The sequence below is a fragment of the Leifsonia sp. Soil_N53 genome (assembly GCF_057655165.1).
In genome coordinates, this window is the sequence record NZ_JBDGMM010000041.1 from 14,050 (window position 1) to 31,440 (window position 17,391).

The 17,391-nt window shown below is 72.7% G+C and carries 16 protein-coding genes and 1 pseudogene; 8 read left to right on the plus strand and 9 right to left on the minus strand.

Going from position 1 to position 17,391, the window contains the following annotated elements:
* Positions 1–4: 4 nt before the first annotated feature.
* From AC3A3H_RS04365 to AC3A3H_RS04380, 4 genes are read right to left on the minus strand one after another with little or no spacing between them, the layout of a single operon-like run.
* On the minus strand, positions 5–1,348 hold the full coding sequence (locus tag AC3A3H_RS04365; RefSeq protein WP_487613320.1) for a sulfate adenylyltransferase subunit 1: 1,344 nt from the start codon (positions 1,346–1,348) through the stop codon (positions 5–7).
* The gene (cysD, locus tag AC3A3H_RS04370) at positions 1,348–2,292 is read right to left on the minus strand and encodes a sulfate adenylyltransferase subunit CysD (RefSeq protein WP_487613321.1); all 945 of its coding nucleotides are present in this window, start codon (positions 2,290–2,292) and stop codon (positions 1,348–1,350) included. The genes AC3A3H_RS04365 and cysD overlap by 1 nt, the downstream gene beginning before the upstream one ends.
* Positions 2,274–3,014, minus strand: coding sequence for a phosphoadenylyl-sulfate reductase (locus AC3A3H_RS04375; protein ID WP_487613322.1), 741 nt, complete (start codon positions 3,012–3,014; stop codon positions 2,274–2,276). Before AC3A3H_RS04375 ends, cysD begins: the two co-directional genes overlap by 19 nt.
* Positions 3,011–4,726: a nitrite/sulfite reductase gene (locus AC3A3H_RS04380; RefSeq protein ID WP_487613323.1), complete on the minus strand. Its 1,716-nt coding sequence runs from the start codon at positions 4,724–4,726 to the stop codon at positions 3,011–3,013. Before AC3A3H_RS04380 ends, AC3A3H_RS04375 begins: the two co-directional genes overlap by 4 nt.
* A gap of 136 nt (positions 4,727–4,862) precedes the next feature.
* On the opposite strand from AC3A3H_RS04380, the gene AC3A3H_RS04385 reads away from it, so the two are divergent.
* Entirely contained in the window at positions 4,863–5,639 is a 777-nt protein-coding gene (locus tag AC3A3H_RS04385; protein WP_487613324.1) for a sirohydrochlorin chelatase, read from the plus strand.
* Here AC3A3H_RS04385 and AC3A3H_RS04390 read toward each other — a convergent pair.
* Positions 5,534–5,797 carry a hypothetical protein gene (locus tag AC3A3H_RS04390; RefSeq protein ID WP_487613325.1) on the minus strand — a complete coding sequence of 88 codons (264 nt, stop codon included), beginning with the start codon at positions 5,795–5,797 and terminating at the stop codon, positions 5,534–5,536. The genes AC3A3H_RS04385 and AC3A3H_RS04390 overlap by 106 nt on opposite strands.
* Positions 5,798–5,987: 190 nt before the next feature.
* On the opposite strand from AC3A3H_RS04390, the gene AC3A3H_RS04395 reads away from it, so the two are divergent.
* Positions 5,988–6,110: a hypothetical protein gene (locus AC3A3H_RS04395; protein WP_487613326.1), complete on the plus strand. Its 123-nt coding sequence runs from the start codon at positions 5,988–5,990 to the stop codon at positions 6,108–6,110.
* Between the two features lie 70 nt (positions 6,111–6,180).
* Here the strand turns inward: AC3A3H_RS04395 and AC3A3H_RS04400 are convergent.
* The 3 genes and pseudogenes from AC3A3H_RS04400 to AC3A3H_RS04410 form a co-directional block, all read right to left on the minus strand.
* Positions 6,181–6,796, minus strand: a pseudogene (locus AC3A3H_RS04400) (Dps family protein).
* A gap of 107 nt (positions 6,797–6,903) precedes the next feature.
* A complete protein-coding gene (locus AC3A3H_RS04405; protein WP_487613327.1) occupies positions 6,904–8,229 on the minus strand; it encodes a serine/threonine-protein kinase in 1,326 nt (441 codons plus the stop codon).
* A complete protein-coding gene (locus tag AC3A3H_RS04410) occupies positions 8,226–8,645 on the minus strand; it encodes a hypothetical protein (protein WP_487613328.1) in 420 nt (139 codons plus the stop codon). Before AC3A3H_RS04410 ends, AC3A3H_RS04405 begins: the two co-directional genes overlap by 4 nt.
* Before the next feature lie 189 nt (positions 8,646–8,834).
* Between AC3A3H_RS04410 and AC3A3H_RS04415 the strand changes: the two genes are divergently transcribed.
* From AC3A3H_RS04415 to AC3A3H_RS04435, 5 genes are all read left to right on the plus strand, one after another.
* Positions 8,835–9,506: a hypothetical protein gene (locus tag AC3A3H_RS04415; protein ID WP_487613329.1), complete on the plus strand. Its 672-nt coding sequence runs from the start codon at positions 8,835–8,837 to the stop codon at positions 9,504–9,506.
* 115 nt (positions 9,507–9,621) lie between these two features.
* Positions 9,622–10,659 carry an L-glyceraldehyde 3-phosphate reductase gene (mgrA, locus tag AC3A3H_RS04420; protein ID WP_487613330.1) on the plus strand — a complete coding sequence of 346 codons (1,038 nt, stop codon included), beginning with the start codon at positions 9,622–9,624 and terminating at the stop codon, positions 10,657–10,659.
* A gap of 358 nt (positions 10,660–11,017) precedes the next feature.
* Positions 11,018–12,637 (plus strand): glycosyltransferase family 39 protein, encoded by a 1,620-nt coding sequence (locus AC3A3H_RS04425; protein WP_487613331.1) that lies wholly within the window; start codon positions 11,018–11,020, stop codon positions 12,635–12,637.
* Positions 12,638–12,680: 43 nt separating this feature from the next.
* Positions 12,681–13,775, plus strand: coding sequence for a DUF998 domain-containing protein (locus AC3A3H_RS04430; protein ID WP_487613332.1), 1,095 nt, complete (start codon positions 12,681–12,683; stop codon positions 13,773–13,775).
* A gap of 364 nt (positions 13,776–14,139) precedes the next feature.
* A complete protein-coding gene (locus tag AC3A3H_RS04435; protein ID WP_487613333.1) occupies positions 14,140–15,666 on the plus strand; it encodes a DUF4082 domain-containing protein in 1,527 nt (508 codons plus the stop codon).
* A 56-nt stretch (positions 15,667–15,722) separates the two neighbouring features.
* Here the strand turns inward: AC3A3H_RS04435 and AC3A3H_RS04440 are convergent, their stop codons facing one another.
* Positions 15,723–16,595, minus strand: coding sequence for a hypothetical protein (locus AC3A3H_RS04440; RefSeq protein WP_487613334.1), 873 nt, complete (start codon positions 16,593–16,595; stop codon positions 15,723–15,725).
* 125 nt (positions 16,596–16,720) lie between these two features.
* Between AC3A3H_RS04440 and AC3A3H_RS04445 the strand changes: the two genes are divergently transcribed.
* A partial coding sequence (locus tag AC3A3H_RS04445) for a glycosyltransferase family 2 protein (protein ID WP_487613335.1) occupies positions 16,721–17,391 on the plus strand: 671 nt, incomplete at its 3' end.

The window sequence follows — 17,391 nt, forward strand, 5'->3', positions numbered from 1 at the left end:
CCCTTCAGGAGGAGACGATGCCGGCGGCGAGGGTCGCGCCGGATTGCGGGTGGATGAGCAGGAAGGCGCCGGTCTGCCGGTTGGCCGCGTAGGGCTCGACCGCCAGCGCCTCCGCGAGCTGGAGGCTGACGTGGCCGATGTCGTTGACCTCGAGCGCCTCCGCCGGGACGACCTGCAGCGTGCTGAGGTCACGGCGGCCGCCGATCGCGGAGAGCCGGGCCTGCACGGTGGCCGTGCCCCACTTCAGCAGCAGCCGCGCGCCGGGCAGGCCCTGGGAGGCGTCCAGCCAGAACACCTCGGCGGTGAGTTCCGAGCGCGGCTCGGGCAGGGTGCCTGCCGCGCCGATGAGGGCGCCGCGGGCGAGGTCGAGGTCGTCGGCGAGGCTGACGGCGACGGACTGCGGGGCGACGGCGGCCTGCACGCTGCGGCCGGCGACGTCGATGCGGGTCACGACCGATGTCGCGCCGCCGGGGTGGATGTCGACCCGGTCGCCGACGCGCACCGAGCCGGAGGCGATGCGGCCCGCGGCCGAGCGGTAGTCGCGGTACTCGGTGGCGTCCAGTCCCGGCGCGAGGGCACCCTGCGGCCGCAGCACCACCTGCACCGGCAGCCGGAGGTCTTCGGCCGGCGACTCGAGCTGGTCGGTGCTCGGAAGCGTCTCCAGCAGTTCGAGCAGCGCCGGTCCGTCGTACCAGGGCGTGCGGGCCGAGCGCCCGGCGACGTTGTCGCCGTCCACGGCGCACACCGGGATGACGTGGAGGTCGCGGATGCCGAGCTCCCCGGTCAGTGCGACCAGGTCCTCGGTGACGTCGCGCACCCGGTCGGCGTCGAAGCCGATCAGGTCGATCTTGTTGATCGCCACGATCACGTGCGGCACGCGCAGCAGGCTGATGACGGCGAGGTGGCGGCGGGTCTGCTCCAGGACGCCGTTGCGGGCGTCGACCAGCAGCACGACGGCGTCCGCGGTCGTCGCTCCGGTGACCATGTTGCGGGTGTACTGCACGTGGCCGGGACAATCGGCGAGAATGAACGACCGGGCGTCGGTCGCGAAGTAGCGGTAGGCGACGTCGATCGTGATGCCCTGCTCGCGCTCGGCGCGCAGGCCGTCGGTGAGCAGGGCGAGGTCGAGCCCGCCGGCCTCGCCGCCGAAGCCGCGCTCCCGGGAGGTGCGCTCGACTGCGGCGAGGTGGTCGGCGAGGATCGCCTTGGAGTCGTGCAGGAGGCGGCCGACCAGGGTCGACTTGCCGTCGTCCACCGAGCCGGCGGTCGCGAAGCGGAACAGGGTGCCGCGGGTCGCGGCGCCCTCCGCCGGAGCCGCGATCGCGGTCTGGTCGTCGAGGAGAGTCATCAGAAGTATCCCTGCCGTTTCCGGTCTTCCATCGCGGCCTCGGAGATGCGGTCGTCGGCCCGGGTGGCGCCGCGCTCGCTGAGGGTGGTGGCCGCGACCTCCCGGACCACGGCGACCACGTCGCGCGCGTCGGACTCGACCGCGCCCGTGCAGCTCATGTCGCCCACGGTGCGGTAGCGCACCAGCCGCCGCTCGACGGTCTCGCCGCGGTCGGCCGGCGAGACCGGGCCGACCGCGCGCCACATCCCGTCGCGGGCGAAGACGTCGCGCTCGTGCGCGTAGTACAGCGGCGGCAGCTCGATGCCCTCGCGCTCGATGTAGCGCCAGATGTCGAGCTCGGTCCAGTTGCTGATCGGGAAGGCGCGCACGTGCTGGCCGGGCGTGTGCCGGCCGTTGTACAGGCTCCACAGCTCGGGCCGCTGGTTGCGCGGGTCCCACTGGCCGAAGCCGTCGCGCAGCGAGAGGATGCGCTCCTTCGCCCTGGCCTTGTCCTCGTCGCGGCGGGCGCCGCCGAAGACCGCGTCGTGCCGGCCGGCCTCGATCGCGTCGAGCAGGGGGAGGGTCTGCAGCGGGTTGCGGGTGCCGTCGGCCCGCTCAGTGAGACGGCCGTCGTCGATGTAGTTCTGCACCCGGGCGACGGCGAGCGGGATGCCGAACCGCTCGGCGGTCGCGTCGCGGAAGGCGAGGACCTCCGGGAAGTTGTGGCCGGTGTCCACGTGCAGCAGCGAGAACGGGATGCGCGCCGGCCAGAACGCCTTGGCGGCCAGGTGCAGCACGACCACGGAGTCCTTGCCGCCGGAGAACAGCAGCACGGGCCGCTCGAACTCGGCCACGACCTCGCGGATGATGTGGATGGACTCGGCCTCCAGCTGGTCGATCAGGTCCAGCGAGGCGGTCGGCGCCGGGGCGGCGGGGCGGGCGCCGCTCACAGGTGCAGTCCGCATTCGGTCTTGGCCAGCCCGGCCCAGCGGCCGGAGCGCGGGTCCTCGCCCTCGGCGACGGGCTTGGTGCACGGTTCGCAGCCGATCGACGGATACCCGTTCGAGAGCAGCAGGTTCAGCGGCACGTCGTGGGCGGTGGCGTAGTCGAGGAGCTCGTCGAACGTCCACGCGGCGAGCGGGTTGACCTTCACCAGGCCGTTCTTCTCGTCCCAGGAGATCAGGGGCGTCGCGGAGCGGGTCGGCGCCTCCTCGCGGCGGACCCCGGTGAACCAGAGCTCGTAGCCGGTGAGCGTGCGCTGCAGCGGCTCGACCTTGCGGCGGGCGCAGCACAGGTTGGGGTCGCGGGCGAACAGCTCGGCGCCGAACTCGGCGTCCTGCTCGGCGACGGTCTGCTTCGGCTTCACGTCGACCACCCGGACGTCGAGCGCACGGGCGACCTCGTCGCGGGTGACGTGGGTCTCCACGAAGTGGTAGCCGGTGTCGAGGAACAGCACGTCCACGCCCGGCAGCGCGGTCGCGACCACGTGCGGGAGGACGGCGTCGGCCATCGAGCAGGCGACGGCGGTGCGCTCCACGGCGAAGTTGTCGGCCACCCAGCGGACGACCTGCTCGGCGGTCGCGCCCTCCAGCTCGCGTGCGCCGCGCTCGGCGAGGGCGCGCAGCTCGTCCACGGAGCGGAGCTCGGCGGGACGGACGGGCAGGCTGCCCAGATTGGTCGCGCTCACTGCAGCGCCTCCTCGTCTGCTCGGTGCGCCCACTCGGCGAACGTCTCGCTCCCGCTCCGGTCGGCCAGGTAGCGCGTGACGACCCGCTCGACGTAGTCGGCGATGCCGTCGGCGGTCACCTTGAGCCCGCGGACGGTCCGGCCGAGGCCGGCCTCGTCGCGGTCGCGCGAGGCGAGCCCGCCGCCGAGGTGCACCTGGAAGCCGGGAACCTGGCCGCCGTTGCCGTCCGGGAGCAGCTGCCCCTTCAGGCCGATGTCGGCGGTCTGGATGCGCGCGCACGAGTTGGGGCAGCCGTTGACGTGGAGGCTGAGCGGCGTCGGCAGGTCCAGGCCGGCGAGCCGCTCCTCCAGCCGCTGGACGGCGGTGATCGCGGTGACCTTGGTCTCCACGATCGCGAGCTTGCAGAACTCGATGCCGGTGCAGGCGATCGTGCCGCGGCGGAACACACTCGGGCGGGCGGACAGCCCCAGTTCCTCCAGCTCGGCGACGGCCGTCTCTACCCGGTCCTCCGGGATGTCGAGGGCGAGGAGCTTCTGGTGCGGCGTCGTACGCAGCCGGGTCGAGCCGTGCCGCTCCAGGAGGTCCGCGAACTGCGTGAGCAGCGAGCCGGACACCCGGCCGACGAACGGCGTGACGCCGATGAAGTAGCGGCCGTCCTTCTGCTTGTGCACGCCGACGTGGTCGCCGGCTGAGGTCGGGGCCGCCGGTGCGGGGCCGTCCGCGAGCGGCGTCTCCAGGTACTCCGTCTCGAGCACCTGGCGGAACTTCTCCACGCCCCAGTCGGCCAGCAGGAACTTCAGCCGGGCCTTGTTGCGCAGGCGGCGGTAGCCGTAGTCGCGGAAGATCTGCACGACGCCGTGCCAGACCTCCGGCACCCGCTCGGCCGGGACGAAGGCGCCGAGGCGCTCGGCCAGCCGTGGCGTGGTCGACAGGCCGCCGCCGACCCACAGGTCGAAGCCGGCGCCGAGCTCGGGGTGCTCCACCACGACGAACGAGACGTCGTTGATCTCGTGGACGACGTCCTGGCTCGGGTGCCCGCTGATCGCGGTCTTGAACTTGCGCGGCAGGTTGGCCAGCTCCGGGTCGCCGAGGAACCGGTCGGCGATCTCCTCGATGAGCGGGGTCGGGTCGATCAGCTCGTCCGCGGCGATGCCGGCGACGGGGGAGCCGAGGAAGACGCGCGGCACGTCGCCGCAGGCCTCGGTCGTGCTGAGGCCCACGGCCTCCAGCCGGCGCCAGATCTCGGGGACGTCCTCCACCCGGATCCAGTGCAGCTGGATGTTCTGCCGGTCGGTCAGGTCGGCGGTGTCACGCCCGAACTCGGTCGAGATGCCCGCGATGGTGCGCAGCTGCTCGGTGGTGAGCTGGCCGCCGTCGATGCGGACCCGCAGCATGAAGTACTCGTCCTCGAGCTCGTGCGGCTCCAGCGTGGCGGTCTTGCCGCCGTCGATGCCGGGCTTGCGCTGCGTGTAGAGCCCCCACCAGCGGAAGCGGCCGTGCAGGTCGGTCGGGTCGATCGAGGCGAAGCCGCCGTCGGCGTAGATGCTCTCGATGCGCTCGCGGACGGCGAGGCCGCCGTCCTCCTGCTTCCACGCCTCGTTGGCGTTCAGTGGCGCCTTGCCGTCGACCGCCCACTGCCCGTTCGGCCGGGCGTCCGACCGGCGCGGCCGGGAGGCTGCCGGCCGTGCGGTGTGCTGTTCCGAGATCGTCACGGGAATTCCCTCCTCCGCTGCGAAAGCGGATCGACATGCGAACCTAGGCCGGACGCGCGGCGCTACGGAAGGGCGGAGGTAATAAATGGACGCAATTCAGAAAGGCTGTACAGGTGTTCAGGCATCCTGAGAGCGCATGATCGCCATCCTCACCGTCTCCCACGGCACCTCCGACCCGCAGGGCCAGGAGGCCATCCGGGCGTACGCCGACGCCGTCCACGCGGCGGTCGGCGCCGACCTGGCCGCCCACGCGTTCGTGGACGTCCAGCAGCCGGTCCTGCCGGCCGCGCTGGCCGCGCTCCCCGCCGACGCGACGGTCGTCGTCGTGCCGCTGCTGCTGTCCCGCGGCTACCACCTCGGCCACGACATCCCGGCCGCGGTGGCGCCGTTCGGCGACCGGGTGGTCGTCGCCGACGCCCTCGGCCCCGACCACCGGATCGCGCAGGTGCTGCACCGGCGGCTCCACGAGGCGGGCGTCGGGCCCGAGGATCGCGTCGTGCTGGCGGCGGCCGGCTCCAGCGACGGCGCCGGAGTGCAGGACGCGCTCCAGGCCGGGCTGCTGCTGGAGGTCGTGGCACGGCGTCCGGTCACGGTCGGCTTCCTCAGCGCCGCCCACCCGCGACTGGACGAGGCCGTCACCCGGAACCGCACCACCGGCGACGATCGCGTGGCGGTCGGTAGCTACCTGCTGGCGCCCGGGTACTTCCTCGACCGGACCAGGGAGTGCTCGGCGGACCTCGTCGCCGAACCGCTGCTGACCCTCTCGACCGCGCCGGCGTACGAACTGGTCGCCGTCGCCCGGGACCGCTACTCGACGGCGCTGTCGGCGTCGGCGGCCGCGTCGGCGGCCGGTTCGGTCGCTGCCGCACGCCGGCCGCGCACCAGCGCCACGGACGACGCCACCGCCCCGTAGCCGGCGCCGAGCAGGAGCAGGATCGCTGTGACGGTCACGCCGGGCGTGGCCTCGGGCTGGGGAGCCACCAGGCTGATGACCGCGACGACGACGAGGGCGACGCTCAGTCCCGCGAAGAAGAGAAGCGCGCGCCGGCGCTCCTTCGCACTCTCGGACATCCTGACCTCGCTTCGCGCCGCCCGGAGCGGGCGGTCCGGAGAAGGATAGGCGTCGATGCGGCCGGGGGGACAGCCCGGGTTACGGACTGTGAAGCGGCGGCGCACCGTACCCGCCGGTCCACCGGGAGACAACCGGGTACGCCCGCGCGCTCCGCCGCGTAGCGTCCACAGCGACACGAGAGGAAGAACCATGACCGAACGCGACGCACGTGAAGCCGACCCGGACGACCTGCCCGACGGCACCGGCACCGATTCCGAGGAGCCGGACGACGGGGCCGACACCGCCTCGGGCGGCGGGGCCGACGACCGCTAGGCCCACCGCACGACAGCACCCCCCGAAGGGCGCGTCCTGCACGGACGCGCCCTTCTCCCGTCGCCGCCTGTCACCGCGTCGCGGGCCGGCGGTTCTCCGCGCTCACCATCCAGGCCAGCTGCTCCAGCCGGTCGATGATCTGATGCAGGAGGTCGGCCGAGGTCGGGTCCGCCTCGTCGACGTCGTCGTGCACCGAGCGGACGGTCCGAACGGTGGTCTCCAGCCGCTCCGTGATCAGGTCGATCGCGTCCGAGGTGTCGATCTCGCCGTTCGGGAACACGGCGAGCGCCGTGGTCTCGGCCACGGTGCGCGACCGGCCGTCGGTCGTCGCGTGCAGGGCGCGCAGCCGCTCGCCGACGTCGTCGCTGAACGCGCGCGGCCTCCACGATCTCGTCGAGCTGCAGGTGGAGGTCGCGGAAGTTGTGCCCGACGATGTTCCAGTGCGCCTGCTTGCCCTGCAGCGACAGCTCGATCAGGTCGACCTGCACCCGCTGGAGGTCGCCGGCGAGCGCGGCGGAGGCGACGAAGCCGTTCTCCGCGTTCTCCCGCCGGGTCTCGTGCTCCCCGGGCGCGGCTCCCCTGGCGCGCGTCGTGCGGGGCACGGAGGCGTTCTTGCTCTGGGCCTTGGTGCTCTGCGTCTTCGTGCTCTGGGTCGTCTTGCTCTGGGTCTTCGGCGTTGTCGCCATCGTCCGCTCCTTCGTTCGGTCTCCGTCGCGAAGGTAGGCCGCCTACGACCTGCGGCCTACGGGGTTGACACAGCGCCCGACCCGGCGCGTGAGCACGCCGACAAGCGCTACGGCCCGGAGTGCGACACCTCGTGCTCGAGCTGTTTCAGGTGGTCGCCGAGGGTGCCGCCGACCGCCGGGTACGACGGGACCGGGTCGGGGGGCGGCTGGCTCGACGCGATCGTCGTGCCCAGCACGATCGCGATGACGGCCACGACCAGCACGACGCCGGCGACGAGGAGGCCGAGCATCCTGCGCCGCCGACTGGCCGGCGGTCGCGGGGTGCCGGCACTGCGCTCGGCCGGCGGGGCGGGCGTCGGCCCAGCGGCCGGCGCCTGCTGCGTGGCGGGGAGCAGGTGCGTTGCGATGTCAGCATGCGCGGCGGGGACCGTGCGCGTGCCGGAGAGCAGCGCGGTCGTGGCCGTCGGCTCCTGCGGCGCGGTCTCCTCCTCGGGCTGCGGCAGCAGCAGCGTGCGGGAGAGCTCGTCCTCCGCGACCGGCGTCGCAGCGCCCGCGGCGTCCCGCGCCAGCATGTCGGCCAGCCGCGCGGCCACCGCGTCCGCCTGCGGGCGGCACTCGGGCTCGCGGGCCAGCATCGACCGGATCAGGCGGCGCCAGTCCGCGTCCAGCGTCTCGGGCACCTCCGGGTCGCGGGCGAGTCGCGCGGCGGCCGACTCGACCCCGCTCCCGGGGAACGCCCGGGCGCCGGTCAGGCACTCCAGGAGGACGAGGCCGAGCGAGTAGACGTCGCTGGGCGGGCCGACCGGCTTGCCCGCGGCCTGCTCGGGGCTCAGGTAGCTCGCAGTGCCGATCACGAAGCCCGTGGAGGTGATGCGGGCGTCGTCGATGAGGCGGGCGATGCCGAGGTCGGTGAGCTTGGCGGCCACGCCCGGCGACGGCGTGGCCGGCAGCAGGATGTTGGCCGGTGCGACGTCACGGTGCACCACGCCCTTCCCGTGGATGTAGGCGAGCGCGCGGGCGACGTCCAGGCCGAGGGCGGCCACGGCGGGGGCGGCGATCGGCCCCGCCTTCAGCCGCGCTCCGACGTCGGCGCCGTCGACGAACTCCAGCACCAGGACGCCCCGGCCGTCGGCGTCCGCCGTGGTGTCGAACAGGGTGACCAGGGACGGATGCGACAGGTTCGCGAGGATGCGGACCTCGCCGCGCTGGCGGCGCAGGTCCTCCGCGGAGGCGAACTCGCGGCGGAAGACCTTGAGCGCGACGTCACGGCCGAGGAGCTCGTCGTGGGCGCGGAAGACCTCCGCCATCCCGCCCGCGCCGACGCGCTGCAGCACGCGGTACCGGTCGGCGATCCGCTCGGGCTCCGCGGGAGCGGATGCCGGATCGGACGCCGGCTCGTGCGGTGCGGCGGACCCGCGGCCCTGCGCGGTCATCCGTGGCCACCGCCCTTGCCACCGTCGTCCTTCTTGCCCTTCTTGTCCGGCGGCTGCGGCTGCTGCTGCTGTTGCTGGTCCTGGAGCTGCTTGATCTGGTCCTGCAGCCGGGCGCGCTCGGCGGCGTCCTGCAACCGGGTCAGGTCCGCTGTGACGAGCTCGAGCGACTTCGCGATCGCGTCGTGGCGATCGGCGGCGATGGAGCCGGCCTTCAGGGCGGCGTCGTTCCGCTGCTGCAGGGCCGCGACCTGGGTGAGCGCCCCGGCGTAGTCCTTCGCCTGGGCAGCGGTGGCCACGCCCAGCACCCCGTGCTGCAGCGTGCTCGCGGTCTCGGCCGAGTAGGTCCCTCCCCCGACGCAGCCGGTGAGGCCGAGCGCGAGGAGGACGCCGGCAGCCGCGATGGGTAGTCGTCTCATAGCCCAGAGCACAGTAGTCGCGGAACGCCCCGATGTCGAGTCCGGGAGGCTCCGCTAGCTGGGCTCGAGCGGGGTGAAGCGGCGTCCGTGCGCGGATGAACTGCGGGTGTTTTCCGCCGTATTCGGTATCCGAGGTACGGCTGCGCGAGGCACACTCTCTGCGTCCAGCCACGACCGACCGGAGGCGCCATGCACACCAGAACCCTCGTCCCCGCCGTCGCGGGCCTCGTCGTGCTCGCGGCGACCGCGCTCGGCGCCGGGACGGCGTACAGCGCCCTCATCGACGGCGCGGACCTCGTCGCCACGTCGCTCGCGCCCGCAGCCGACCCGGCGACCGGCGCGCTCGACGTGGCGACGATCGACCCGCGCGGCGTCGTCTCGACCGGACCAGGCGCGGCAGAGCTCGTCCCGATCCCCGGCGACGACTCGATGACCCCCGGGCGCACGGTCCGGCTCCAGGTGGGCGTCGCCGACAACGACCCGGACACCGCGGCGGCCGTCGCGGTGTCGGTGCTGCCGATGGGAGACGACGGCAGCGGGCGGGTCGGCACGGCGCCCAACGTCACCGGGTTCCTCCTGGTGACCGTCCAGGACACCACGACCGGGCGCATCCTGATCGGCGGCAGCGCCGCGGACCCGGGCAAGGGCGTCCCGGTCGCCGAGGCCTCGGCCATGCTCGACCGGCTCGCCGCGCGCGGAGCCGATCCCGTCGGCGACGGGGAGGACTGGACTCCCGGCGATCCGGGCAGCCGCCACGACCTCGCCGTGCAGGTGTACTGCCCGGACACCCCGGCGGTGCGCGCGCTCAGCGGGCCGGAGTCCGATCTGTCGCTGCTGGTCTCCGGCGCCCCGGCACCGTGAGCGGATGCGGCGCAAGGCGTCGCAGAGTTGGGGCACGCCATTCATCCGCGGCACGGCACAATCGCATCGTCGTGGACTGTTGGACGAACGGCCGCGGGTCGGCGAGGCTGGTGACATGACCTACGTTGCGAACCCGTCCCGCTACGACCGGATGCTGTACCGGCGCACCGGCCGCAGCGGCCTCGACCTCCCCGCGCTGTCGCTCGGCCTCTGGCAGAACTTCGGCGACGACCGCCCGTTCCAGACGCAGCGCGAGATCGTCCGCCGAGCCTTCGACCTCGGGATCACGCACTTCGACCTGGCCAACAACTACGGGCCGCCGTATGGCGCCGCCGAGATCAACTTCGGCCGCATCCTGCGGGAGGACCTGCTCCCGTACCGCGACGAGCTCGTCGTTTCGTCCAAGGCGGGCTGGGACATGTGGCCGGGGCCCTACGGTCAGGGCGGCGGCGGCCGCAAGTACGTCCTCGCCAGCCTGGACCAGTCGCTGTCCCGGCTCGGCCTGGACTACGTGGACATCTTCTACTCGCACCGCCCCGACCCGGGCACGCCGCTCGAGGAGACGATGCAGGCGCTCGACACCGCCGTCCGCAGCGGCAAGGCGCTCTACGTCGGCATCTCCTCCTACGGAGCCGAGGACACCCGGCGCGCGGCCGAGATCCTCCGCGAGCTCGGCACGCCGCTCCTGATCCACCAGCCGTCGTACTCGATGCTGAACCGCTGGATCGAGACGGAGGGCCTGCTCGACGCCACCGACGAGTTCGGGGTCGGCGTGATCGGATTCACCGCGCTGGCCCAGGGGATGCTCACCGGCAAGTACCTCGATGGCGTCCCCGAGGGCTCGCGGGCATCGGCCGGCGGCTCGTTCGACGCCGGCTGGCTCACCGAGGAGGCGGTGGACCGGCTGCGCGGCCTGAACGCGATCGCCGAGGCGCGCGGGCAGTCGCTCGCCCAGCTCGCGCTGGCGTGGGCGCTGCGCGACCCGCGCGTCACCTCCCTGGTGATCGGCGCCAGCAGCGCGGCCCAGCTCGAGCAGAACGTGGGCGCGCTCGACCGGCTCGACTTCACGGCGGACGAGCTCGACGCGATCGACCGGTTCGCCGTCGACGCCGGCGTGGACCTCTGGGCGGGGGCGCGGCGCGGGGAGCTGTAGCCGCTCGCTGTAACCAGCCGCTGTAGCCGCCTGCGTACCACGCCCGCCGGGCCGCGTGAATCCCCTGCCCCGGATGCGCGCGACCACGTACCGTGCGAAGCAGCACGCTGGATGCGGCGGAGCGTGGATCACGGACACCCCGCCTTCCCGGTGTGTGGGGGCGGATCCCGGGCGGCAGGGCGAGTGCGCCCGCCCCCGGGATCCAGCAAGCGGGATCCAGCAAGGCGGGATCCAGCCAGGCGGCATCCCGCGAGGTATGGGTTTCCGCAGGCCGCCCTCAGCGACTCTCCGGCGTGGTCTGGTTTCCTGGTTGCAGGAACGCGTGGACGAGACGTGGCGGTGAAGAACCGGGGGTGTGATGAGCGCGCTGACCGTGACCGGGCGCGAGGTCGCCGCCCCGCCGCTCCGGGCGGTCCGGCCCTGGACCATCGCCGTGGCGTTCGGCCTCGTCGCCACCGTGATCTGCGCGGCGGGGAGCTGGCTCCCCTCGCTCTGGGGCGACGAGGCCGCCACGCTCATGTCGGCGCGGCGTCCGGTCTCGACGCTCATCCCCATGCTGTTCCACGTCGACGCGGTGCATGGGCTCTACTACCTGGGCATGCACGGCTGGATCCGGCTCGCGGGCGAGAGCCCGTTCGCGCTGCGCCTGCCGAGCGCCGCGGCCATCGGCTTCGCGGTCGCCGCCGTCACCCTGCTGGCGGGACGTCGCGGCGGCCCGCGCGCGGCGATCGTCGCCGGCCTGGTCGCGTGCGTCCTCCCGCGCCTCACCTATGCGGGCGAGGAGGCCCGGTCGTTCGCGTTCACCGCCGCAGCGGCCGCCTGGCTGACGCTGCTGCTGCTGTGGCTGGTCGACGGAGGCGGGCGCACCGCCCCCGCCTCCGTGCGCCGCAGCTGCTGGGCCGTCTACGCGGCCGGCATGGCGTTCACGTCGTACCTCTTCCTTTACACCGTGACGCTGGCGATCGCGCACGTCGCCATCCTGCTCGTCTCCCGGGCGTCCCGGCCGACGCTGCGGGCGTGGCTGCTCGCCACCGGCTGCGCGGTCGTGGCGCTGGCGCCGCTCGGCCTGCTCGCCTACTTCGAGCGGAGCCAGATCGGCTACCTCGACACGCAGACCCTCGATCCCTCGACCCTGCTCTGGCAGCCCTGGTTCGGCAACGGCTGGGTCGCGATCGTCGCGTGGGCGCTCATCGTGCTCGCCGTCGGCGCCTGGATCCGCGACCACCGTACCCGGGTCTCCCGGCCGGGGGCGCCCGTCCTGGCCGTCGCCGGCAGCGGGGCGCAGCCGATCGACGCGACACTCGTCGGCGCGTGCTGGCTGATCCTGCCGACCGGGGCCCTGCTGCTGGTGAACCTGGTCTTCCCGCTGTACGCGGGTCGCTACTCCACCTTCGCCGCCCCGGCCGCCGCACTGCTCATCGCGGAGGGCGTGCTCGTCCTCGGCCGGCTCGTGTCCGGCCGGCTGGTCTCCGGGCGGCTCGGCTCGGGGCGCGGCGCGATCCCGGCGCTGGCGGCGACGGGAGCGGGCGTCCTGCTCGTCATCGCGGTCAGCACGCCGGCCTACCTCGACCAGCGCGGACCGTACGCGAAGAACAACTCGGACTGGGCGGAGATCGGCAGCGCGATGGCCTCGGTGGCCCGGCCGGGCGACGCCGTCGTGTTCGACGAGTCCACCAAGCCGTCGCAGCGGCCGCGGCTCGCGATGCACACCTACCCCGCCGGGTTCGCCGGCCTCGTCGACCCGACGCTCCGCACCCCGTACACGCGCAACATCGGCTGGGCCGACCGCGTCTACACCGTCCCCCAGGCCGCCGAACTCGGCCGGTTCGACCGGGTGACCCGGATCTGGCTGGTCGAGGACGATGTCGACGGCGACCTCCAGAGCTACGGGCTGGCCGACCTGCAGGCCCTCGGCTTCGAGAAGACCGGGCTCAGTGTGCCCACGCACCGCAGCATGCTCATCGAGCTGACCCGCTGAGACGGCTCTCCGCGCGGCCGGGACCGGAGAATATGCTCGGACCATGAGGGCAGCAGTGTCGGAGGGCGGTGTCGGCGAGCACGCCACGGACCGGCTCTCCCGGCGCCTGCGGGCGGCCTCCGTGGAGTCGCTGGCGATGGGCTCGGGCGCGCTCGCCTTCGTGGCCGTCGGCGTCGTGGCGTTCTTCGTGTTCGCCGGCCACGATCTCTCGATCTCCGGGAGGGGCTCGGTCGGCCAGTTCGCGGCCATCGCCTGCTGCGTCGTGTCGCTCGTGGTCTACGGCGGCGGACGGGTCGCGACCTGGAGCATCCCCTGGTTCAGGGGCCCGAAGGAGCACCGCTCCCGGCTCGGCGCCGCGGTCGAGCTGTTCGACTCGCTCGCCATCGCGGTCGCGCACGCGGTCGTCGTGCTGCTGCTCTGGACCGTGCTGAGCGACGTGCTCGCCCGCAGCTTCCAGGACGCGCAGGTCTTCGCCATCCCGGCCACGCTGCTGGTCGGCACCGCGGCGGCGGTCACCGGGTACTACGTCTTCCTCGCCGCCGCGAACATGAACCCGCTGCTGCTGTCGGCGGTGCTCGCCGTGTTCCTCGTGGTCGGCGCCCTGACCAGCATGCTCACCGCGTCGAACCCGCACTGGTGGAAGCAGAACCTCAGCGTGCTCGGGATCACCGACGACTGGTCATCGACGGCGTTCAACATCACCGTGATCGTGGGCGGCGTCCTCGTCACCGCGATCGCCCGCTACGCCACCGACAGCGGCCAGGGCAGGCGCCCCAGCCGCGGCGAGCTCCAGGTGCGCGCCGCTCTGCTGATCATCGGCGCGATGCTCGCCTGCGTCGGGCTGTTCCCGGTCGACCGCTTCTTCCTGCTGCACAACACGGCCGCGACCGGGATGGCCGTGGTCTTCTGCGTGCTCGCCGTCGGCATCCGCTGGGCGATGCCGCACCTCCCCCGCACCTTCTATCTGCTGGGCTGGGCGTTCATCGGCGTGATCGCTCTGGTGACCCTGTTCTTCGCGGTCGGCTACTACAACCTGACCGCAGTGGAGCTGGTCGCGGCGGTGCTGATCTTCAGCTGGATCATCGTGTTCCTGCGGGTCAGCGTGGCGGCGCGGAGCGACAGACATCGGGCCGGCTGAGGCCTGGACAGCCAGGGAATCCCGTGTTAATTTGGGCGCCCTGGATCGCCACGCCGGCCGCCGGCCGCGGTGCGGAGGGCGTCGGCGCCATCCGCTGGGCCATTGGCGCGGTCGTCCGATGCCTCCCCGCACGCAGTGCAGCATCCCCCGAACTGGGGTCGAGCATCCGGTCTCGTGGTCGGTTGCGACCTGATATAGGGCCCCCTACTATGGCCTCAAACGGCGCGCCCCAACGCGCTGAAACCCCCCACCCACCCACCGACGACCTAAGTGAACCGCGTATGGCTCACCCAATCGAACGGAAGATCCATTTATGTCCGACATGCCACGGCACCGACTGTCCGCGCGCAAAAACCGATGGTTCATGGCCGGTGCCGCAGCACTGGCCACGATCGCAGTCACCACTGGTGCACTCGCGATCGGATCCGCAGCTGCAAAAGCCGATACGACCGGGATCTTCCCGGATGACCTGAGTCCCCGCATCGCAGCGGCCTCCGACCCCGCCTCGGTGGTGCTCGGAGTCAAGTTCGCCCCGACCCAGGCGGGCACCATCTCCGCCCTCCAGTACTACCAGGGCCCGAAGGACTCGGGCATCACGACCGCGACGCTGTGGTCGGCTTCCGGAACGGCTCTCGCGACCGCTCCCGTCAAGGCCACCCGCTCGGTCGGCTGGCACACCGTTCCCCTGGCCAAGCCGGTCAAGGTGAGCGCCAAGACCACCTACGTCGCCTCGTACCTCGCTACGAAGGGCGGCTACGCGGTCACCCAGAACGTGCTGGACAAGGCGAAGGTGCTCGGCGGCTTCGCGGTGCCGGCCAACGCCGGCGTCTACCGCTACGGGCGCACCAACGCGCTGCCCACGAGCACCTTCAAGGGCTCGAACTACATGGTGGACATCGTCTTCTCGGCGACCGGGACGGCCGGCACGACGCCGACCCCGACGCCCACCGCCACGACCTCCTCCCCGAGGCCGACGTCCACGCCGACGACCACGCCGACGCCGGTGAAGACCCCGACGCCGACTCCCACGCCCACCCCGACGACGACGCCCACCCCGCCGGCATCGACAGGCGGCATCACGGCCCTCGGCCGTAGCTTCCCGTCGCCGGCGACCACCGGCGTCCCGGCCGGCACCGCGCTGACCCCCTACACCGGTCCGTGCACCATCCAGACGCCGAACGTCGTCATCGACGCCAAGGTCGTCAACTGCTACCTGCGCGTCCTGGCCAAGGGCGTCGTGATCACCCGGTCGCAGATCAACGGCGGCGTCTACGCCGACTACAACGACAACGTCGGATCGTTCACGATCACCGACAGCCTGGTCGACGCGGGCAACTCCGCCGGCACCGGGATCGGCGACGCCTACTTCACGGCGACGCGCGTGCACGTGACCGGCGGCTCCCGCTCGATCAACTGCTACGCGGACTGCACCGTGCAGGACTCGTACGTGGCCGACCAGTACACCGACAAGACCGGCGTCAACCACGAGTCCGGCATCCGGGTGAACACCAACAGCCACCTCATCCACAACACGATCGGCTGCACCGCGCCGGACGTGGCTCCGGATGCGGGCTGCTCGGCGGCGATCACCGGCTACCCGGACTTCGACCCGGTCCAGGGCAACATCATCCAGAACAACCTGATCCTCGCCGGCTCCGGCGGCTACTGCTCTTACGGCGGCTCGACCGCGGGCAAGCCGTTCTCGGGACAGACGAAGAACATCACGTTCAAGGACAACATCTGGCAGCGCGGCACCGAGATGGGTGCAGGCAACCGGGGTTACGTCTGCGGATACTGGGGCCCGATCACCTCGTTCGACATCAATGCACCGGGAGCGGTGTGGTCGAACAACCTCTATGACGACGGCACGGCGGTCGCTCCGGCGAACTGACCGGCGCGTCACGACGATCGGGAGGTCTCCTGCACAGGAGGCCTCCCGATCTGCGTTCACCACTGCACGAGCACGAGCTCGCTGTAGAGATAGTCCAGCGTGCGGCCGTCGAGCTCCTTGCTGCGGAACATCTTCGGCCGGCCTGCCGCGAACGCCCTGCCAGGGCCGCCCGGCGTGAAGCCGAGGAGGCGGCGCTCCGCGAGGGTCACGGGCAGGCCGCGGCGGAGCAGGTGCGTGCCGACGCGCGGCCACGCCCGCTCCAGCAGCGCGCGGTCGCCCCCGGCGTAAAGCGGGACGGCGAACACCGGCAGCCGCTTGCGCCGCTCCCTGCGGTACACGAGGTAGGCGTAGGAGTCGCCGGTCTCGACCAGGAGGTGGCGGGCGGCGGCGGTCTCGCGGTGGTCGCGGTAGACCTCCGCGTCCCGGCCCTCCAGCCGGCGGGACAGCTCCGCCGGGTCGTCGACGACCCGCACCCCGCGGAGCGGACCACGGGGGAGGTTGAGCACGAGGCGCCCCGCCGTGTCCAGCCGGCGGAAGCCGAGGCGCTCGTTCATCGCCACGACGTTCCCGCTCGGCGAGAAGTCCGTGAAGACGTAGCCGCGCTGGCCCAGGAGCGCGCGGATGAGTCGCACGCTGTGCGCCCGGTGCTCCTCGAGGACGCAGAACGCGGCGAGGTTGCAGACGTCCCGCTCCTGGCCGTCGAGCTCGCGTCGCGAGTACACCGCCGCGTAGACGCCGACGATCCTGTCGCCCGTGACGAGCTGGAACCCGTGGTTCGGGGCGCGTCCGTCGTCCCACGGCGGGAGCAGCAGTCCCGCCCAGCCGGCGCTGCTGACGCGCGGGTTCAGCTCGTTGTGCAGGAACTCCGCGACCGCGGCCGCGTCGGCAGCGGCGATCGGCCTGACCTCTGGCGCGCCGGCTGTCTCCACGAGAGCCACCCTAGCGGCGTGCGCGGGCCGCGCGGATCCCGCGAGCCGAATGCTTGCATTTCCCGCTACTCTGGTGCGCAGACCGTCGCCTCGACGTCGCATGGACAGCTGTAGGGGGGTTGCCGATGCCGAGCGTCGTGATCGCCGCTCACAACGAGGAGCACGTCATCGGCGCCTGCCTCGACGCGCTCGCCGCCCAGGACTTCCCGGGCCCGGTGCAGGTCGTGGTGAGCGCGAACGGCTGCACGGACCGGACCGCCGAGATCGCCCGCGCCAGGGGCGTCACCGTCGTCGACCGTCCAGAGCCCGGCAAGCCGGGGGCGCTGAACGCCGGGGACGCGGTGGCGACCTCGTTCCCCCGGCTCTACCTCGACGCGGACATCGTCCTGCCTCCGCACGCCCTGTCCGCGTTCGTCGCACGCCTCTCCGAAGCGCCGGGGCGGCTCGCGGCCGTCCCCCGACGCCGGCTCGAGACGGCAGGGCGGCCATGGCCCGTGCGCTCCTACTTCGCGATCAACGAGCGCCTCCCCGTCTTCCGCGCGAGTCTGTTCGGCCGCGGGGCGATCGTGCTGTCCGAGGAGGCGCGGGCCCGGTTCACGTCCTTCCCCGACGTGATCGCCGACGACCTCTTCGTCGACTCGCTCTACACCGAGGACGAGCGCGTGGTGGTGCCGGAGGTCGAGGTCGTCGTGGAGGCGCCCCTCGCCACGCGCGCGCTGCTGCGCCGGCTCGTGCGGGTGCGGCGGGGGAACGCCCAACTCCGCGCGACCGCCGCGGCCGCGGCTGCGTCCGCCCC

Bases quoted from the DNA above. Each gene is read 5' to 3' on its own strand.
- AC3A3H_RS04415 (WP_487613329.1), top strand. From the start codon at position 8,835: ATGCACACCAGAACCCTCGTCCCCGCCGTCGCGGGCCTCGTCGTGCTC.
- AC3A3H_RS04385 (WP_487613324.1), top strand. From the start codon at position 4,863: ATGATCGCCATCCTCACCGTCTCCCACGGCACCTCCGACCCGCAGGGC.
- AC3A3H_RS04390 (WP_487613325.1), bottom strand. From the start codon at position 5,797: ATGTCCGAGAGTGCGAAGGAGCGCCGGCGCGCGCTTCTCTTCTTCGCG.
- AC3A3H_RS04435 (WP_487613333.1), top strand. From the start codon at position 14,140: ATGGCCGGTGCCGCAGCACTGGCCACGATCGCAGTCACCACTGGTGCA.
- cysD (WP_487613321.1), bottom strand. From the start codon at position 2,292: ATGCGGACTGCACCTGTGAGCGGCGCCCGCCCCGCCGCCCCGGCGCCG.
- AC3A3H_RS04395 (WP_487613326.1), top strand. From the start codon at position 5,988: ATGACCGAACGCGACGCACGTGAAGCCGACCCGGACGACCTGCCCGAC.
- mgrA (WP_487613330.1), top strand. From the start codon at position 9,622: ATGACCTACGTTGCGAACCCGTCCCGCTACGACCGGATGCTGTACCGG.
- AC3A3H_RS04410 (WP_487613328.1), bottom strand. From the start codon at position 8,645: ATGAGACGACTACCCATCGCGGCTGCCGGCGTCCTCCTCGCGCTCGGC.
- AC3A3H_RS04425 (WP_487613331.1), top strand. From the start codon at position 11,018: ATGAGCGCGCTGACCGTGACCGGGCGCGAGGTCGCCGCCCCGCCGCTC.
- AC3A3H_RS04430 (WP_487613332.1), top strand. From the start codon at position 12,681: ATGAGGGCAGCAGTGTCGGAGGGCGGTGTCGGCGAGCACGCCACGGAC.
- AC3A3H_RS04405 (WP_487613327.1), bottom strand. From the start codon at position 8,229: ATGACCGCGCAGGGCCGCGGGTCCGCCGCACCGCACGAGCCGGCGTCC.
- AC3A3H_RS04365 (WP_487613320.1), bottom strand. From the start codon at position 1,348: ATGACTCTCCTCGACGACCAGACCGCGATCGCGGCTCCGGCGGAGGGC.